Source organism: Desulfitobacterium dichloroeliminans LMG P-21439 (genome assembly GCF_000243135.2).
In the GTDB taxonomy this organism is placed as follows: Bacteria; Bacillota; Desulfitobacteriia; order Desulfitobacteriales; family Desulfitobacteriaceae; genus Desulfitobacterium; species Desulfitobacterium dichloroeliminans.
This window is the reverse complement of the sequence record NC_019903.1, coordinates 1,191,689-1,209,075: the sequence shown is the minus strand read 5'-3', so window position 1 is coordinate 1,209,075 and position 17,387 is coordinate 1,191,689. Positions and strand designations below refer to the sequence as shown.

The window sequence follows — 17,387 nt, the reverse complement described above, 5'->3', positions numbered from 1 at the left end:
CCTCCTTACCTGTCGGCTAGTCGGTTATCACTTGACCGTTAATAATGACGGTTTCCGGTCGTGCTTTTAAGACAAAGGGGTGTTCACTCCAAAGCACGATGTCGGCATCTTTACCCACTTCAAGGGAGCCAACCCGGTCATCCACACCCAAGATTTCTGCCGGATTAATGGTAATTGCCTTTAAGGCCTCTTCTTCATCCATCCCGGCTCGAGCAACAAGAGCTGCACAGAGCGGTAGTTGTTCAATGGGGGTAACAGAGTGGTCAGTGATAATGGCCACCTTGACTCCAGCCCGGGTAAGAATCCCAGGGGTCTCAAAGGATTTATCCTTTAATTCCACCTTGGCCCGATTGACAAGTACAGGACCGACAACAGCAGGATAGCCATATTCAGCAAGCACATCCGCAATCTTATGGCCCTCTGTGCAATGCTCTATGATTAAATCCACATTAAATTCTTGAGCAATACGGATAGCCGTCATGATATCATCCGCACGATGTGCATGTGCGCGCAGGGGAATTTCCCGCTTAATGACGCGAATCATGCTTTCCATTCCTAGATCTCGTTCCGGGAACTTTTCCGGATCCTCTATACCTTGTTCTAATTTCTCCAGATAGGTTTCAGCATCGACTAAAGCTTGACGTAGCAGAGATGCTGTTGCCATACGAGTCATGGGCATTTTCTTTTGCTCTGCTCCATAAACCGCTTTGGGGTTCTCGCCAAAAGCCACCTTCAAACCTGCAGGTTCTCGCAAAACCATCTTATCTACGACCTTGCCGGCAGTTTTCAGCACGACACCGGTTCCTCCGATCACATTGCCGCTACCCGGAGTGGAAAACACCGTTGTAACCCCTCCTAAACGTGCATCGCGAAATCCTTCATCTTCAGGATTAATACCATCAATTGCACGCAATTCTGGAGTTACAGGCTCTGTCATCTCGTTGAGGTCATCTCCCTCGTGCTGGTAAATCTCCTCACCAAGGCCTACATGGCAATGAGCGTCAATAAAACCAGGTAGAACCAGTTTACCTTCAGCTTCAATAACTTTTGCGCCTTCAGGAGCAACTAACTCCTCGCCCATGGCCTTAATCCGAGTACCTTCCACTAGGATGCTTCCTATAAATTCTTGGCCTTTCATGGTCTTGATGCGACCATTATGAATAAAAAGGCTTGTGTTTACGTTCATACTTACCTCCGAAAATCTTTATTCTCATTGGGAATTATTTCGGGTCGTGCAACTTCACTCACACCGGAACTTCGGCTTTACAAGGTTAGTGTACTTGTTTCCGAAGGAGCTCTGCTAGATAGTGACCAGAGCATCTTTAGGTATTTCTCGCATAGAGAGGCTCACTCGCTCTCGCCCAGAGTCGATGCCTAAAACACGGACTTTGACAATATCTCCGACAGAAAGCACTTCCATAGGATGTTTAATAAATTTTTCACTGATCTGAGAGATATGCACTAAACCATCATGTTTAACTCCGATATCAATAAAGGCTCCAAAATCTACGATATTTCTGACGGTTCCTTCCATGATCATGCCGGTTTGCAAATCTTCAAGATGGGTAACGTCTTGACGCAATTTAGGTTTTGGTAAATCCTCCCGTGGATCCCGGCCAGGTCGCTGGAGAGCGGCCAGAATATCTTTGACTGTAGGAACCCCTGCACTAAATTCTTGAGCACATTCTTCTGGACTTAGTTGGGCAATCCCTAGGCGAACTTCATTAGGACGTTCTTTGAGATCCTCGATGGTAAAACCTGCTTTATGCAAAATATTTCGGGCAAGCTCGTAGGACTCAGGATGCACTGGTGTGTTTTCCAGAGGATTAGTTCCTTCTGGGATACGAATAAATCCAGCACACTGCACATAAGTCTGTTCACCAAGGCGAGGTACCTTCTTTAGCTGATCCCGTTTTTGGAATTTCCCGTGATTCTCTCGGTATGCCACAATATTTTTAGCAATGGTCGGTTTAAGACCTGCTATATATTGAAGAAGGGAGGGTGAGGCGGTGTTTAGATCGACACCAACAGCATTAACAGCCGATTCCACCACTCCATGCAAGGACTCTTCTAGACGCTTGGGTTGAACATCATGCTGATATTGTCCGACTCCTACAGCCTTGGGTTCAATTTTAACCAGCTCAGCTAAAGGATCCTGCAGACGCCGAGCTATGGAGACTGCGCTACGCAAGGAGAGATCAAAATCCGGGAACTCTTCTCCTGCTAGCTTAGAGGCAGAATACACTGAAGCACCCGCTTCACTGACGATTATGTACTCGGCCGCCATGCCACTTTCACGGAGTAACTCTGCTGTTACTTCCTCAGTTTCCCGAGAGGCTGTACCATTACCGATGGCGATCACATCCACCTGGTATTTTTCCATCGTCTTTCTAAGAATATCTTTAGCTTCTTCCCGCTTATTTTGGGGAGGATGTGGATAAATTACCCCTACGTGAAAGAGCTTACCTGTGTCATCGACTACAGCATATTTGCAACCGGTCCGGAAACCCGGGTCTAACCCCAGTACCACTTTCCCACGCACCGGAGGTTGTAGTAAGAGTTGCCGTAAATTCCCGGCAAAGACCTTGATCGCTTGTTCTTCTGCCTTTTCGCTTAGAGAAGAGCGAATTTCTCGCTCAATAGAAGGTGCTATTAAGCGTTTATAGGAATCCTCTGCTGCTGAACGCACGATTTCCGCTGCAGGCCCTTGCTTCACAAAGACCTGTTCAATTAAGAGTAGAATGCGCTCTGCAGGAACTTCCACTTTTACACTGAGAAGTTCTTCCTTCTCGCCACGGTTCAGAGCAAGGATGCGATGAGGAGGTAGCTTTTTCACAGGCTCTCGATAATCGTAATACATCTCATAGGCTGAGCGTTCTTCAGCTTTTTTCGCAGAAGCTACCATATCACCAAGGCGAAACGTTGCTTCCCGTACCCTTTTGCGCATCGTGGCATCATCGGAAATCATTTCCGCGATAATATCCGAGGCACCGTCAATTGCCTCTTCAGAAGTTTCTACTCCGAGTTCCTCATTGATATATTTCTGAGCTTCTTCTAACGGTTGGGCTTTAGGATATTGCTCTATAACCCACAGCGCCAAGGGTTCTAATCCCTTTTCCCTTGCCACCGTTGCCCGCGTCCGACGTTTTTGCTTATAGGGGCGGTAAATATCTTCCACTTCTTGAAGAATAGTTGCCTTGGTTATCTGAGCGGTCAACTCATCTGTTAGCTTTCCTTGTTCTTCAATCAAACGCAAAACTTCACTCTTGCGATGTTCTAAATTTCTTAAATATTCCAAGCGTTCCACAATGCTCCGCAGGACATTTTCGTCCAACTCCCCAGTTGCTTCTTTACGATAACGGGCGATAAAGGGGATCGTATTTCCTGCATCTAAGAGTTGAATCGCCTCGTTGATTTGATGGGTTCGAATACCAAGTTCTTGCGCGATGATTTTTGAAAATTCCAAAGGATAATCCCTCCTGATCGTTCTCAATTTTCTATTATATCATTCTTTCTCCAAAAAGCTAAAGAAAGATGGGAAAAGCAAAAAACAGACCCTATTGAGAGCCTGTTTTCAATCTTTACTAATAGCCACCTTGCCTTGAGTCAATGAGTCTAAACCGCTCAGAGGAACGCGCATCTCACTTTTTTCTAAGCAAAATCCGTTAGCATCGATAAGATTGATGTTCAGAACTAAATCGTCGCCTATTTGTTCAAAATCTATGACCTCTTGATTGAGCTTATGATCGGCTGGATATAGGATTTCTCCCTTGCCCGCGGCTCGATGTATCTTAACCAATTCTCCTCCCTTAGATACCGTTCCATGAGCAAAACCAATAATCGTAATGAATTCATCGTCATTAATCCAGAGAATTTTCTTCTTCGGAGTATATTTACCTTCAGGAGCGTAATAATCCCACAGCCTTACTCTATACTCTTGGTCCAGCTGCAGTCGCGACCAACTACTGTTTGCACTATCTTTGATATAAATATCCCCGATGGTTTCCCACTCATCTGGATAGATATAAGCTGTGTAGCGCTTATCTGGGGAACTTCCATGAACCACATAATTTCCCTGAAGAATAAAGTCAGGAACATAGGGATTGGTAGTCACTCGAAAAAGTTCTTTTGTTGGCGCAGTGCTTTCTGACCGCAGGGACTCTCCTTTTACTAGGCCGCTATTTGTTTCACTTGGATTCGCTACTACAGCGGTCTTTACCTTCTTCACATATGCAGCATAATTGGCTCTTTGTTCTTGCATTCTTTGCTGAGGAGTTTGGTCAGGATTGGTGACTAGGGTTTCTGAATAAGTCAGTTCCTCTGCACTAGGTCCCCTAAAGGCATTTAAAGGAAAGATACCAAAATTCATGAACGCAACACATAGTGCCATTCCTAGGAAAAATAGGGCACCGCGAATAATCCATCGTTTCCTGATAGGGCTCCCTCCTTAATTTCATCTTCTGCCTAAATTAGATATCCCATTATTTACCATTATCTTATGACGAATTCTCTATCTCTATGCCTCTATCCTTCTTTCGACGAAGATATGTCATATCAACTGATAAATCGTGTAGATTAAAAACAAACCAACAAAAAACGAACTAGCCTATACTAGTTCGCTAAAAACACTACAACTATGAGTGAGTCATCAAGTAAAACTATGATGAATAGAGGTAAGAGTGATATATTACAGACACAAGGAATCCATTAATGAATATGCAGTCCGGTGTTTAAACTGCCGCTCCGAAAACCCTCTAGATCTAGGGTAACATAGGTAAACCCTAATTCCTTAAAAGGTTTGACGATATCCTCAGGGTCCAGCTCCATGAGTTTTGGAAAGTCTTCTTGGGGGATTTCCAGTCGAGCCATATCTTGATGATGTCGGACTCTTAAATTCCTAAATCCCAGTTCCTTCAGCAAGGATTCTGCTCTCTCGACTCGCTGAAGCTTCTCAAGGGTTATTTCTTCTCCATAGGGAAAGCGTGAGGATAAGCACGGGCTGGAGGGTTTATCCCAAGTCGAGAGCCCCATTGCCTTGGAAAGTTGACGGATTTCCTCTTTGGTTAAACCTGCTTCTTGCAGCGGGCTTCTTACCCCCAATGCTCTCGCAGCCTGCATCCCAGGGCGGTAATCCTTTAAATCATCTTTATTACTACCATCTAGAACCCACTGGATCTTCTTTTCTTGAGCAATGGCCAGAAGCTTTGAAAACAACTCGTTCTTACAATGGTAACAGCGATTTTGGGGATTTTTCACGAACTCCTCTTTGGTCATTTCCTCGGTCTTTATGATTATATAATTGGCCCCAAATTCTTTCACCTGCTGTAAAGCATTATTATAATCCACAGTAGGCATTGTCTCCGAAGCACCAATTATGGCAAGACAGCTATCTCCTAAGACCTCATGGGTTACTCTTAGAAGAAAGGTACTGTCCACCCCACCCGAAAAAGCAACCACAGCAGATTCCATTTCCTTTACTATTTGCTTCAATCGATTCAACTTTTCTTGCATAATTACCTCCTGCAGCTTTCCCATAAGTCATTCATCCATTTAGAGCAACAACTCTTTTTACGCATCTTCCTTAAGGGTTCGCTTCAAAAATCCTTTAAGATTCTTTATGGTTTCATTAATTGTCTCATGCTTCACACCTGTAGCATCAAATTTCACCCAAGAAAAGATTAACTGTACACAGACTCCGATTCCAAAAGCGGAAATAATTGTACCCATCCCGACGGGTCCGCCTAAAAGCCACCCTACTATGCACACCACTACCTCAATCGTTCCACGACACACTCCGACCGATAATTTGGTTAAACGTTCCAAAGCAACCATTAAGCTGTCCCTCGGCCCCGCCCCGAAACCCGAAGCAATGTAGAGATAGGTAGAAAAGGCGCAAATAAAGAGCCCAAGGATTAACATAATAAGCCCTGATCCAAAACTCTGCATCTCAGGGATAATTTCCAATAATATATCCATATAAATACCAATGGCAAAAATATTAACAATCGTCCCAAAGCCTAACTTCTCACCTAACAGTACAACCACAGCACTGATCACAAGGCTCGCTACTATAGAAACACTCCCGATAGACATCCCGATCGTATCGGAAATACCCCGATGGAATACATCCCAAGGAGCATATCCCAAATTAGCCTGCATCGTCATGACAATTCCCACGGATAATATAAATGTACCCAATACTAAGTACACAATCCTCTTTATATAACTCATCTTTATCGTTCTCCTCATTTAGCCCATTATTTACAAGCCTATTATCTGTGTACCCATCATTGTAATGAAAGCAACTCCATCATATCGTGAGTTGCTTTCTCTCGTTAAAAAAGCCTCGATAAGATAAATAACAGGCTATGAACGAGGAAATAGAAGTAGTAGAAAGCAGCATGAATGTCACCATAATCTGATGCTTAATTGCTGACAAATGCATTCACCCCTATGAGTAAGTGTAGCATTTTGTTGATCCATTATCCAAAATTTGATTTTTTATTTTAAGTTTATTTTTTGATCCACCAATGCTCCTATACCCACCCCGATGGTGTAAGCTGCTAAATCCCTCCACAGAAAACCATATCCCAATACTAACCCGCCCAACGTGGTTTGCCTTAGGGCGTCAATCCACGGAGCATGATAGAGTTGGCTGATTTCAATTCCATAAGCAAAAAGTATGGCTATCGCTGCAACCCCGAAAGTTTCTTTGTTTCGAAAGATGCAAGCAAATAAAAAGAAAATCATAAGAGCCCACAGAGCATCCCCTAAGTAAAAGTTGATAACCTTAGGTAAATACCCTGAAAATTGCCGACTCCCTAGGCCTAGCAGCATCGTGATCACTACTAGGGCAAGGTAAGTCCATCGATTTCTTTTGACAACCACTGTTCTATCCTCACTTAGTTCATTTTCTCTATTTCATAAGACTCATGGATGAAGACACCTTCTGCCTCACTTTGGGCTGCCAAAACCATCCCCTTAGCTACAGTTTCTGCACCAATTGGTTTATACTTCCTCAAGGAGCCTGCAAAGAGGAAGGGCAATCCTTTACTAATCAATGACGACACTGATTCACCCACCCGAAATTCTTTTCTATCTCCCAATAGCAAAGAGGGCCGAAAGATATGTAGAGAACCCATCCCTATTTTCTCAAGTTCCTGCTCGAGGATGCCTTTCATGCGGGAGTAGAACACCTTGGATCGGGCATTTGCCCCCATCGAACTAATCACGAGGAACTTTTCAGCCCCCATTTCCTTGGCGATGCCAGCGATTTCCAGCGGATATTCCACATCAACCTTTTTAAAGGCCTCTTGAGTTCCGGCTTTCTTAATAGTTGTTCCTAAACAGCAGAATACGTCGTTGACTTTGAAATAAACCTTATACTGAGCTAGCTCATCAAATTCTAGCACTACCTCTTCTACTTTCGGATGTTTTAATTCAAGGGATTTTCTGACAAAGATGATTACTTTCTCATATTCCGAGTCATTTAATAATAGGCCAAGCAGTTTAGCTCCTACCAAGCCACTGGCCCCAATTAACAGTGCAGATTTTCTTGCCACAGCTATTCCTCCTGTTCAGGATTCGTCATTTGACAGACTACCTCTAGAATTCCCAGACAAGTCACCATAAATTAATCTTGGGAAGCTAACGATTTTATTTAGGCCGTCTGTCATGATATACTGATTCATTGACAACGTCGGTTGATTTACGCATTAAGCTAGGAGGTTTTACTCATGCAACATAAATTTTCGAGAACGGAAATTCTTATAGGCAAATCAGCTTTAAATAAACTTAGTGAAAGCACCGTCATCATTTTCGGTGTTGGAGGGGTGGGATCTTATACAGCTGAAGCACTGGCACGGGCTGGGGTAGGCCATTTAATTCTAGTGGACTACGACGAGATTTGTTTGACTAATATCAATCGTCAGCTTCATGCCCTCTACTCCACTATTGGCAAAGCCAAGGTTGAGGTTATGAAAGCACGAATTCTAGACATTAACCCTAAAGCGAAGGTGGAAGCCATCAAAGAGTTCTTTTCTGCCGAAAATGCAGAAAGCTTCCTAGGCAGTAAGCCTGACTATGTGGTGGATGCCATTGATACTGTCTCAGGTAAAGTTACTCTGGCCAAAGAATGTATCCAAAGAAATATTCCCCTCATCTCCAGTATGGGAGCCGGTAACCGTCTCTCCGCTGAGAATTATCGGATAACGGATATTTCCAAAACCAGTGGTGACCCTCTGGCGAAAGCTGTACGGAAATTACTGCGTAAGGAAGGGATAACCAAAGGGATCAAAGTCGTTTATTCTCCGGATCTCCCCCTTACGCCGCTGCCTACGGAAGCCGATTGCCGGAATAACTGCATTTGCCCAGGTGGAGATGCCCATTGTGCAATCAAACGGCAAATACCCGGTAGCATTTCCTTCGTCCCACCGGTGTCTGGACTTCTTATGGCTGGGCAAGTTGTTAATGATCTAATCGCAGATTGTGAGCGTGTTAGTGATTAGTCATGGATAAAATTCGTGTGAATGCCTTCTTCCTTTTCAGGGAACTGCACTCCGGCTTTGATTCCTGCCTCTTTACACTTTAAGAACCAAGCCATATTCCTTGCGAGTATACGCATTATCTGCAGACCTTCTAAATCCTTTTTGACATCCTCAGGCGTAACCCCGTGGACCATATTCCAATAGCGGGAGGATATTACAGGCATCTGAGCTATGGTGAAGTATTTGTTAAGTTGATCAAAAGCGGCTGTTGTCCCAGCTCTCCTGGCAGAAACAATAGCTGCTGCTGGTTTTAAGTAAAAGGTATTTCTACCAGCATGAGAGTCTGCATAAAAAATCCGATCCATAAAAGAAGTAATCGCACCACCCGCTGCTGCATAGTGCACAGGAGATCCAAAAACAAATCCATCAGCTGCTTGAGCCAGATCAAGAAACTCGTTGACAGAGTCAGGGAAGATGCAATGTCCTATTTTTGCGCAGGATTTGCAGGCGGTGCAGCCAGTTAAAGGTTTTGTTCCTAGTTGGAAAATCTGTGTAGCAATTCCTTCAGCGTTCAGGGTATTGGCCACTTCTTCTAGGGCAACATATGTACAACCATGGGCATGTGGGCTACCATTGACTAATATCACATTCATCATTATTGACCTCCTTTATAATCGTGTAATTATTTACATATCAAGGATATACATCCTCATAGTAGCTTATCACCTGAGATTAGTCCTAAGCAAGAGTATTCGGTAAATAGAGAGTAAACAATTCATTAATAAACTCCAAAGCAAGAAGACCCAGGGCGAAAAATGATATGCGTCTCCTAGGGGAGCATAGCAATACGCTTGGGTCTTCTCTTTCTTAATTTATTGTCTCTGGAGTTATGCTTCTTGGACACCTACAACTTCGTATCCAACTTCTTCAATGGCTGCTTTGATAGCATCGCCGCTTACATCTTGGTTTGCTTCGACTATAGCATGTTTGCCTTCAAGACTTACTTCAACCTGAGTTACTCCATTCAGTTCACTTAAAGCCTCCCGAACATGATTCACGCAATGTCCGCAGCTCATTCCCTCGATCGATACTTTCTTTTTCATTTGATTTGACTCCTTTCAAATACCGTTAATTATATCTAATCTGCATGTGTATTGGCAGATTATTACTAAGTCCTTTAAAAACTAACGAACGGGTTTAAACCCTTTCAAGCGTAATGCATTCAATAATACAGATACAGAACTAAAACTCATGGCTGCAGCTGCAAACATGGGATTTAGTAAGGGTCCGCCAAAAATGTAGAGAACTCCCATGGCAATGGGTATACCTAGGGTATTGTAACCAAAGGCCCAGAATAAGTTTTGTTTAATGTTCCGTATTGTGCTCTTACTCAAATGAATCGCTGTGGGTACATCCATTAGATCACTTCGCATCAGAACAATATCTGCGGATTCCATGGCCACATCTGTTCCTGAACCGATGGCTATACCGATATCAGCTTGGGCCAGAGCCGGAGCGTCATTAATACCGTCCCCTACCATAGCCACCTTTTTTCCTTCGGCCTGTAGCTTTTTAACTTCATTGGCTTTATCCTGGGGCAAAACTTCGGCTAAGACTCTGTCTATCCCTACGTTTTTAGCAATAGCTTCAGCAGTTCTCTTATTGTCACCGGTAATCATGACGACTTCAATGCCCATGTTATGAAGCCTTTCAATGGCTTTTTTACTATTCTCTTTTACCGTATCCGCTACAGCAATGATGCCTGCCAGTCTATTATCCATGGCGATATACATCGGAGTCTTGCCTTCTTCAGCTAAGCGATCTGATGCTTCTTCCATGTTCTCTAGAGATACCTTGCTTTCAACCATTAGTTTTCTGTTACCCAGCAGAAGGTGTTTTCCTTCGATATCCACTTCAATTCCATGCCCTGGAATGGCTTTAAAGGAATCGAGCTTTTTAAATTCCAAGCCTTTTTCTTCTGCATCTTTGACGATAGCCTCCCCTAAAGGATGCTCTGAACCCTTCTCTGCAGAAGCAGCCAGTTGAAGCAAATCACTTTGAGTTATCCCATCGGCCACCAGCACATCGGTAACCTTGGGTTTACCTTCGGTGATCGTACCGGTTTTATCAAAGACAATGGTCTTTATCTTATGAGTCGTTTCTAAAGCCACACCGCTTTTAATCAAAACCCCATGTTCAGCTCCCTTGCCTGTCCCCACCATAATTGCAGTTGGAGTAGCTAAGCCTAAAGCACAGGGGCAGGCGATGACCAAGACCGAGATAAAGATGGTTAAGGCAAAAACAGTGGACTGCCCGCCTATGAAGTACCAGGCTAAAGCGGATAAGGTGGCAATCCCGATAACGATGGGAACAAAGTACCCGGAAATGACATCGGCAAGTTTAGCTATCGGGGCCTTGGAACCTTGGGCATCCTCAACGAGCTTGATGATTTGGGCTAGTGCCGTATCCTTCCCGACCCGAGTCGCTCGATATTTAATGGTTCCGTTCTTATTAATACTTGCCCCAATAATATTGTCTCCGATATTCTTTTCTACCGGTATGCTTTCCCCAGTAAGCATGGATTCGTCTACGGCCGTATTTCCCTCGATCACTTCACCATCAACAGGCATCTTTTCACCGGGTTTGACGATAATCACGTCTCCGACTTCAACCTCATCGATGTTGATGACAACTTCTTTTCCATCTCTAACGACAAGGGCTGTTTTGGGTGCAAGTCCCATCAGTTTCTTGATGGCTTCTGAAGTCTTACCTTTTGTAACAGCCTCTAGATATTTACCCAGAGAAATTAAAGTAATAATGGTCCCCGCTGCTTCGAAGTAGAGCTGATCAACATAGGCTGCATTTCCGCCAAAAACCTGCACGATAGCATATAATCCATATAGAAAGGCTGCCGATGTCCCCATGGCAATGAGGGAATCCATATTAGGACTTCCCCGGAATAAGGATTTGAAACCTACTGTAAAGAAGCGTCTTCCTGCAATCATTACAGGAATCGTTAATAACAGTTGAGTGAGAGCAAAGTTAAGCGGATTCATCATGGGATCGATGAACAGTGGCAGCCTTAATCCTATAACTTCACCAAACATATGCCCCATAGCCATATAGAGTAGGGGGACTGTGAAGATGGCCGATAATAGGAATCTCCTCCAGAGTTGCTTCCTTTCTTCCTCTTTCCGCTCTTTATCAGTGTCAACTGTAGTCTCTTCTTCTATAGCCTTATATCCCGCTTTTTCGATGGCCTTCTTTATATCCAAAACTTTTACAAGTGATGGTTCATAGTTAATGGTCAGCTTTTCCGTGGCCAAATTCACATCGGCTTCATTTACACCTTCAAGCTTCCGCGTAACTCTTTCTACCGTTTTAGCACAAGCCGCACAGGTCATCCCTTCAATTTTCATTGTTTTGCTGAGTGCATCAGTAAGTGCCTTATAGCCTGCCTTTTCTACTGCAGCTTGAATATCTCCAACGGTCAGCTTATCCTCGTCAAAACTAATATTGAGCTTTTCCGTCGCTAAATTGACATTGGACTCCGTAACTCCTCCGAGTTTTTTGGTGACCCTTTCTACCGTCTTAGCGCAAGCTGCACAGGTCATTCCTTCTATTTTTAATGTTTTACTAGCCACATTTATCCCTCCCTGATATTTTGTCCATTGCGTGGACAAGTCAACTAGGCTTCTGGTGGAGTTTTAACTCCACCAGAACAAGTTTCCTTTATCGTTGTTTTAATATACCCAATTATGGATTTCACACTACCTTTTCATGCGGAATATAGTTTTCAATAGTTCGTCGATGACTTCATCATCACCCTGACTTAAACGATCCTTGACACAAGATTTAAAGTGCTTTTCCAGTAACAACTTAGACACACCATCTAAAGCAGATTGCGCCGAAGTGATCTGATTCAGTACATCATCACAATAGACATGCCTTTCAATCATGCCTTTAACACCACGAACCTGCCCTTCAATTCGATTCAGGCGATTAATTAACTCTTTAATTATCTTTTCGTCATGGTGGGCTGTTCTTGTACCGCTGGTTTCAGTTTCACAGGTAGAACAGTTCTCATTGATTTCGTCACCCATAAGACCCAACTCCTTCGCTGAGTTTATATAGTATAGGGGGGTACCCTATTTCTTTCTACATTTGCATTCTAGACTAGATTTATGATTTTGTCAAGAATTACGTTTGAATTTCCGGACAAATTCACACGATATTCAAATTATCTTCTCAAGCTTTTCATAATCTTAAGCTAAGCTAATAGTGTTAGAAAAATCCAAGTTATTGGATAAAACAATTGTTGGAGGGATATACATGAAAAAGAAAATTGCCTTAGGAGTCCTCACATTATCTCTTATGATCGGTGGAGCCACAACGGCTTTTGCCCAAACAGACTTGTCTAAAGCTGGTGAACTTAAAGACCTCTACAGCCAAATGTTTAATTTGCAAAAACAGATTGTTGAGAAACAAGTAGAAGCCGGTGCAATGAACAAAGAGGACGCAAAATCGGCTAAGAAATTTATCGATCAAAACCAAGAATATCGTAATCAAGCCATTGATAACGGAGACCTTGGAGGTTTTAATGGTCAACATTGCGGAGGCAACGGCCCAAATATGATGAATCAAGGCCCTAGTTCAACAAACTATAACCTTTAAAAGATCCCAATACTCATCTCCAGAACACATTAAATCCATCTCTGAGGTTTGTAAGACTTCCCCATTAATGTCTTAGCAAAGATTACTCCGTCAAAACCTCAAATCTAGAATTTATATCTATTAATGGCCGAACTACCTAACTAAAGGTAGCGGCCATTTTTAGGTATTTATGTACACGTTGATATAAACCAAATTGCACGCCGATGAGATTTAAGCCCAGAACTTACTTATTCTGGGCTTAAAAACTTGCATTATAAATAACTAGACTATGAATTGATCTACTTTCTTCTTTAAGTCTTGCAAAATCGTAACAAAATCTTGAATTTGCGTAGTTATTTCTACCATAGCTGCCGCTTCTTCTTGGCTTCCAGCTTGGATCTGTTCTGCTGACTGATTTACATTGCGACTAGCCAAAGATATCTCTTGAATCGACTTTTCAATAACCTGAGCCTCGGCAGAAATCCGCTGAATGGCTTGGTTAACCTGTTCAACTGTCGTTACAGCCTCGTTGGATGCATTTAATATCTGCTCAAATCCCTCCCCAGATTCCCGAACACTCTCCATCCCCTGCTCGACGACCTGAGTGGTAACTTGCATCACTTCCACAACATTTTGCATACCTTGACGTATCGATGAACTAATTAGGGCGATTTCCTTAGCGGAATTAGCCGATTGCTCTGCCAGTTTTCTGACCTCTTCTGCCACTACTGCAAATCCTTGACCATGACTTCCTGCACGCGCAGCCTCGATTGCAGCATTAAGCGCCAAGAGATTCGTTTGGGCTGCTAATCCCGTGATAATTTCAACAATACTCTGTATCTGTTCAGATTCCACTACTAATTGCTGAATTTTTCCCGTCATTTGCTGCTCTTGAAGGACCATCTTTCCCATCTGATCAATTGCCCTCTGGTTTGTTTCATTTCCTGCTAATGCCTGTATTCTATTTTGCCTTACGACATCTAGTGTCGTACTTTCCATTTGTTCAATTTGAATAATTCCCTCTGCTGTTCGATTAACAGCCTCTACGATGTCTTCAATGCCCTTCTGCTGAGTATGTAAATGACCTGCGACCTCCTCGATGGATGCCGCCATTTCTTCGGATGAAGCCTGGGCTCCTTCCATCTGAATGGCTAAAGTATCTACGGTCTGTTTGGCCGTCAAGACGTTATGCTGTACTTGTTGAATCACTCCACGTAGGTTGTCTACCATTATTCCAAAATGATTTGAAAGAAGTTGAACTTCATCTTTTGCCTGATGTCGTATGTTGAGCCTTAATGACAAATCCCCATTGGCAATTTTTGAACTGACCTCTGTTAAATTTCTCAGAGGATTGACAATAGTCTTGGTTAGCCAAAGCCAGCTTAAAGCAGCCAAAAGCACGAAAATGATGCTAATTGTGAACGCAAGAGTTAGGCCTCGTGTGGATATTTGACGAATATTCTCAATATTGGCTGCAACCGCCTTAGTCTTGTGTTCAAGGAGTTCACTAACGTCTTTATTCAATTGATCAATTGCCATCATCTCTTCGCCATAGTGAATTTTTTGAGCACCAGCTATATCTTTTGATTTAACTTTGTTTTCAACCATTTGACTGAGTATTAGATACTCTTCGAGATCTTTTTCAAGAATTTCAATTCTTTCTGATTCTGCTATATCGTTATTAAGCGTTTTGGCTTGGTCTAAGCTTGCTTTAATTGCATCCGTCTGGTGCGAAATCATTTCCAAATGCATAGTATCTTGTGTCACAATAAAGCTAAGCTCGCTCATCCCACGGCCCTGAATATTAACTTGTATATCCTTCAGCAAAATCTGTAAGGGGTAGTTATTCTCAGCTAGATCATTAAATCGATTGATTGTCCTTTGTTCGGTAATGACAAAAGTGCTTCCCAAGATAATAATGAGAAGTACCAGAATAAAATTTGCCAAGCCTATTTTGAAGCTAATTTTCACAATATTCCTCCTATAATTTTAGATGAATTAACCATCAAAGGCTAAGGTACGATTTTTGCCTAACCTCTTTGCTAGTAATAGCGCTGAATCGGACTTCTCAAGAACATCCTGAATTGAGTGTCCATCCTCGGGACAGCTTGCAACTCCTAAGGAAATGGTTATTGGTGGATAAGGGGTATTATCTATGCGGCTTACCTGAACGCGAATCTTTTCGGCAATTTGCAGAGCATTTATCTTTTCACAATCCTTAAGTAACACAACAATTTCCTCTCCTCCATAACGGTATGCATTATCCCCAGATCGAATTATTGCTCTTATTACATCACCCACTTGGTGAAGGACACGGTCTCCGCTTTTATGTCCATATCGATTATTATACATCCTAAAATCATCCACATCAACAAATAGCACGGAAAAAACTTGATTATTGAAATTATTACACTCTAATTCAAGTGCTTTACGATTAAGCAATCCTGTTAAATCATCTCCATATACCTTCGATTTGAGGCTTTCGTTATCGCGCTTAATTTGAGCATTTTTAGCCATGTACCAGTTCGCAAGCAGGAAATTAATTATTCCAAATCCAGATCCCAAAATAAGACAATGAATCAGAGTACTATCAAACAAGGGCATCGATAAAGTATGAAAAAACAGAGCATATATATTACCAATACTTATCATTCCAATGAACAAACCAATTTTGACCATCCTGTCCACCCCTGACTTCGATGTTCATTCTTCTCAATTCTATATTCAAGTTGTGAATTTTCGCTTAATTAATGATGAATATCATATGAAGATTATTACCCGAGCTCCAAAATTTCCTTATGTTCTTTAAGACAAGGAAAATCTTTACAAGTTCTTCATAATCTTGTGTTAAAATTCATCAAAAGAACTTAAGAGGAGCATTTTATGCAATGAATTATTCTCTTTCCAAAAAGTTTATACTCCTAAGTCTTACCGCATTTCTTATTACTGGACTCCAGATTAGTCTTTTCGTTACTAACCATATAAAAACTGATAAGCTAAATAATATTCAAGAATCTACCTTATTAACTCTAGATACAATTCTTACTCCAAAACTAATTCCAAATGATTTTCAATTTTCTGCCCCTAAAAGCAGGACTGTTTCCTTAAATGAAACTTTAAGTAATATTGCAAAATCTTCAGATATCTTCGGAATACGAATTTGGAATACAGAAAGTGAAGAGATATTTTCAACAAATATTCCTATCTCTTATGATGGTGGAAAAGAAATTGCCCAAGCTTTAAATGGCAAAATTCAAAGTAATTTTTTGAATATGGACTGGGAACAACCACAGGGTCGTAGTGCACATGAAGTTATTCAGATCTTTTCACCTATTGCCTTAGATCAGAAAATAGTAGGTGTTTACGAAGTCTATACTTCCTACGACATTAAGAGTCATATTGTTACTTTGAATATAACTATTACTGGAATAACCTTCTTTGGGTTATTAATCCTCTATATTTTTCTTTTACGCAACATCTCCAATGCTTCTCAGACCTTACTCTCACAAAACGAATCGTTAGTAAGGCAAAAACTCAGCTTAGAACAATCTTATGCTCAATTAGATTTATCCTACAGAAATACTGTTATGGCACTTTCAAACGCCGTAGATGCTCGTGATAAATATACTGCTAGACATTCTCAAAGAGTTGCAGGTATCGCTACTGCCATTGGTCAAATAATGGAAATTGATTCACTAAGCCTCCAACATCTTGAGTTAGCTGCTCTTTTACATGATATAGGGAAAATCGGGATTCCTGATGAAATCCTACATAAACCCGGTAAACTCTCTGAATATGAATTTGAAATAATCAGGCTTCATCCTTCAATTGGTTTCAATATCTTAAAAGATATTAATTTTCTCGATAGCGTGTTACCTATCATCCTTCATCATCATGAAAGATATGATGGACATGGTTACCCTGAAGGTATTAAAGGAGAGTCTATCCCCTTTGAATCTCGCATCATTGCGGTCGCAGACACCTATGACGCCATGACCTCAGATCGTCCTTATCGAAAGGGTCTGATCCGTGACGTAGCCATTCAAGAAATACAGAGATGCGCTGGAACACAGTTCGATCCCATTATTGTCGAGGCCTTTATGAAAATTGACTTACAGAGTATACACGGAAACACCCACTCCCAATCCGAAGAGAAATTAGCTTAGATAAGTGTAGTAAGTATCAATCAATACAATTTATAAGAGAAATGTCTGTCGAGATATATTTACTTTGACTGTAAGCGCATAT

18 protein-coding genes are annotated in these 17,387 nt (G+C 42.0%); 4 read left to right on the top strand and 14 right to left on the bottom strand.

Features of this window, described 5'->3' with window-relative positions; all coding sequences use genetic code 11:
- Nucleotides 1-16: 16 nt before the first annotated feature.
- The 8 genes from DESDI_RS05670 to DESDI_RS05640 all read right to left on the bottom strand — a co-directional run bounded on the left by DESDI_RS05670 (nucleotide 17) and on the right by DESDI_RS05640 (nucleotide 7,562).
- On the bottom strand, nucleotides 17-1,186 hold the full coding sequence (locus tag DESDI_RS05670; protein ID WP_015261683.1) for an amidohydrolase: 1,170 nt from the start codon (nucleotides 1,184-1,186) through the stop codon (nucleotides 17-19).
- 114 nt (nucleotides 1,187-1,300) lie between these two features.
- Nucleotides 1,301-3,466: a Tex family protein gene (locus tag DESDI_RS05665; protein ID WP_015261682.1), complete on the bottom strand. Its 2,166-nt coding sequence runs from the start codon at nucleotides 3,464-3,466 to the stop codon at nucleotides 1,301-1,303.
- A 108-nt stretch (nucleotides 3,467-3,574) separates the two neighbouring features.
- Complete coding sequence (locus tag DESDI_RS05660; RefSeq protein WP_015261681.1) at nucleotides 3,575-4,369, bottom strand: DUF4652 domain-containing protein; 795 nt, start codon at nucleotides 4,367-4,369, stop codon at nucleotides 3,575-3,577.
- A gap of 338 nt (nucleotides 4,370-4,707) precedes the next feature.
- Entirely contained in the window at nucleotides 4,708-5,511 is an 804-nt protein-coding gene (gene larE, locus DESDI_RS05655) for an ATP-dependent sacrificial sulfur transferase LarE (RefSeq protein ID WP_015261680.1), read from the bottom strand.
- A 57-nt stretch (nucleotides 5,512-5,568) separates the two neighbouring features.
- Nucleotides 5,569-6,231 (bottom strand): YczE/YyaS/YitT family protein, encoded by a 663-nt coding sequence (locus tag DESDI_RS05650; protein WP_041219297.1) that lies wholly within the window; start codon nucleotides 6,229-6,231, stop codon nucleotides 5,569-5,571.
- A 79-nt stretch (nucleotides 6,232-6,310) separates the two neighbouring features.
- Nucleotides 6,311-6,445, bottom strand: coding sequence for an ABC transporter permease (locus DESDI_RS17840; protein ID WP_427846160.1), 135 nt, complete (start codon nucleotides 6,443-6,445; stop codon nucleotides 6,311-6,313).
- Between the two features lie 56 nt (nucleotides 6,446-6,501).
- Nucleotides 6,502-6,888 carry a ribosomal maturation YjgA family protein gene (locus tag DESDI_RS05645; protein WP_015261678.1) on the bottom strand — a complete coding sequence of 129 codons (387 nt, stop codon included), beginning with the start codon at nucleotides 6,886-6,888 and terminating at the stop codon, nucleotides 6,502-6,504.
- A gap of 14 nt (nucleotides 6,889-6,902) precedes the next feature.
- Nucleotides 6,903-7,562, bottom strand: a complete 660-nt coding sequence (locus tag DESDI_RS05640; RefSeq protein WP_015261677.1) for an oxidoreductase — start codon at nucleotides 7,560-7,562, stop codon at nucleotides 6,903-6,905.
- A gap of 174 nt (nucleotides 7,563-7,736) precedes the next feature.
- On the opposite strand from DESDI_RS05640, the gene DESDI_RS05635 reads away from it, so the two are divergent.
- Nucleotides 7,737-8,507 (top strand): tRNA threonylcarbamoyladenosine dehydratase, encoded by a 771-nt coding sequence (locus DESDI_RS05635; RefSeq protein ID WP_015261676.1) that lies wholly within the window; start codon nucleotides 7,737-7,739, stop codon nucleotides 8,505-8,507.
- On the opposite strand, the gene DESDI_RS05630 is transcribed toward DESDI_RS05635, so the two are convergent.
- The 4 genes from DESDI_RS05630 to DESDI_RS05615 all read right to left on the bottom strand — a co-directional run bounded on the left by DESDI_RS05630 (nucleotide 8,504) and on the right by DESDI_RS05615 (nucleotide 12,589).
- The gene (locus DESDI_RS05630; protein ID WP_015261675.1) at nucleotides 8,504-9,139 is read right to left on the bottom strand and encodes a flavodoxin family protein; all 636 of its coding nucleotides are present in this window, start codon (nucleotides 9,137-9,139) and stop codon (nucleotides 8,504-8,506) included. The two genes, DESDI_RS05635 and DESDI_RS05630, sit on opposite strands and share 4 nt — an antisense overlap.
- Nucleotides 9,140-9,373: 234 nt before the next feature.
- Nucleotides 9,374-9,589, bottom strand: a complete 216-nt coding sequence (locus DESDI_RS05625; protein ID WP_015261674.1) for a heavy-metal-associated domain-containing protein — start codon at nucleotides 9,587-9,589, stop codon at nucleotides 9,374-9,376.
- Between the two features lie 81 nt (nucleotides 9,590-9,670).
- Nucleotides 9,671-12,130: a heavy metal translocating P-type ATPase gene (locus tag DESDI_RS05620; RefSeq protein ID WP_015261673.1), complete on the bottom strand. Its 2,460-nt coding sequence runs from the start codon at nucleotides 12,128-12,130 to the stop codon at nucleotides 9,671-9,673.
- Between the two features lie 126 nt (nucleotides 12,131-12,256).
- Nucleotides 12,257-12,589 (bottom strand): metal-sensitive transcriptional regulator, encoded by a 333-nt coding sequence (locus DESDI_RS05615; protein WP_015261672.1) that lies wholly within the window; start codon nucleotides 12,587-12,589, stop codon nucleotides 12,257-12,259.
- 229 nt (nucleotides 12,590-12,818) lie between these two features.
- On the opposite strand from DESDI_RS05615, the gene DESDI_RS05610 reads away from it, so the two are divergent.
- Complete coding sequence (locus DESDI_RS05610) at nucleotides 12,819-13,160, top strand: DUF2680 domain-containing protein (RefSeq protein WP_015261671.1); 342 nt, start codon at nucleotides 12,819-12,821, stop codon at nucleotides 13,158-13,160.
- Nucleotides 13,161-13,421: 261 nt separating this feature from the next.
- Here the strand turns inward: DESDI_RS05610 and DESDI_RS05605 are convergent, their stop codons facing one another.
- The gene (locus tag DESDI_RS05605; protein ID WP_015261670.1) at nucleotides 13,422-15,110 is read right to left on the bottom strand and encodes a methyl-accepting chemotaxis protein; all 1,689 of its coding nucleotides are present in this window, start codon (nucleotides 15,108-15,110) and stop codon (nucleotides 13,422-13,424) included.
- Between the two features lie 27 nt (nucleotides 15,111-15,137).
- A complete protein-coding gene (locus tag DESDI_RS05600; RefSeq protein WP_242825444.1) occupies nucleotides 15,138-15,791 on the bottom strand; it encodes a GGDEF domain-containing protein in 654 nt (217 codons plus the stop codon).
- A gap of 4 nt (nucleotides 15,792-15,795) precedes the next feature.
- On the opposite strand from DESDI_RS05600, the gene DESDI_RS18030 reads away from it, so the two are divergent.
- Entirely contained in the window at nucleotides 15,796-15,948 is a 153-nt protein-coding gene (locus DESDI_RS18030; RefSeq protein WP_172635867.1) for a hypothetical protein, read from the top strand.
- A 79-nt stretch (nucleotides 15,949-16,027) separates the two neighbouring features.
- On the top strand, nucleotides 16,028-17,305 hold the full coding sequence (locus DESDI_RS17250) for an HD-GYP domain-containing protein (RefSeq protein WP_015261668.1): 1,278 nt from the start codon (nucleotides 16,028-16,030) through the stop codon (nucleotides 17,303-17,305).
- The last annotated feature ends 82 nt before the right edge of the window (nucleotides 17,306-17,387 follow it).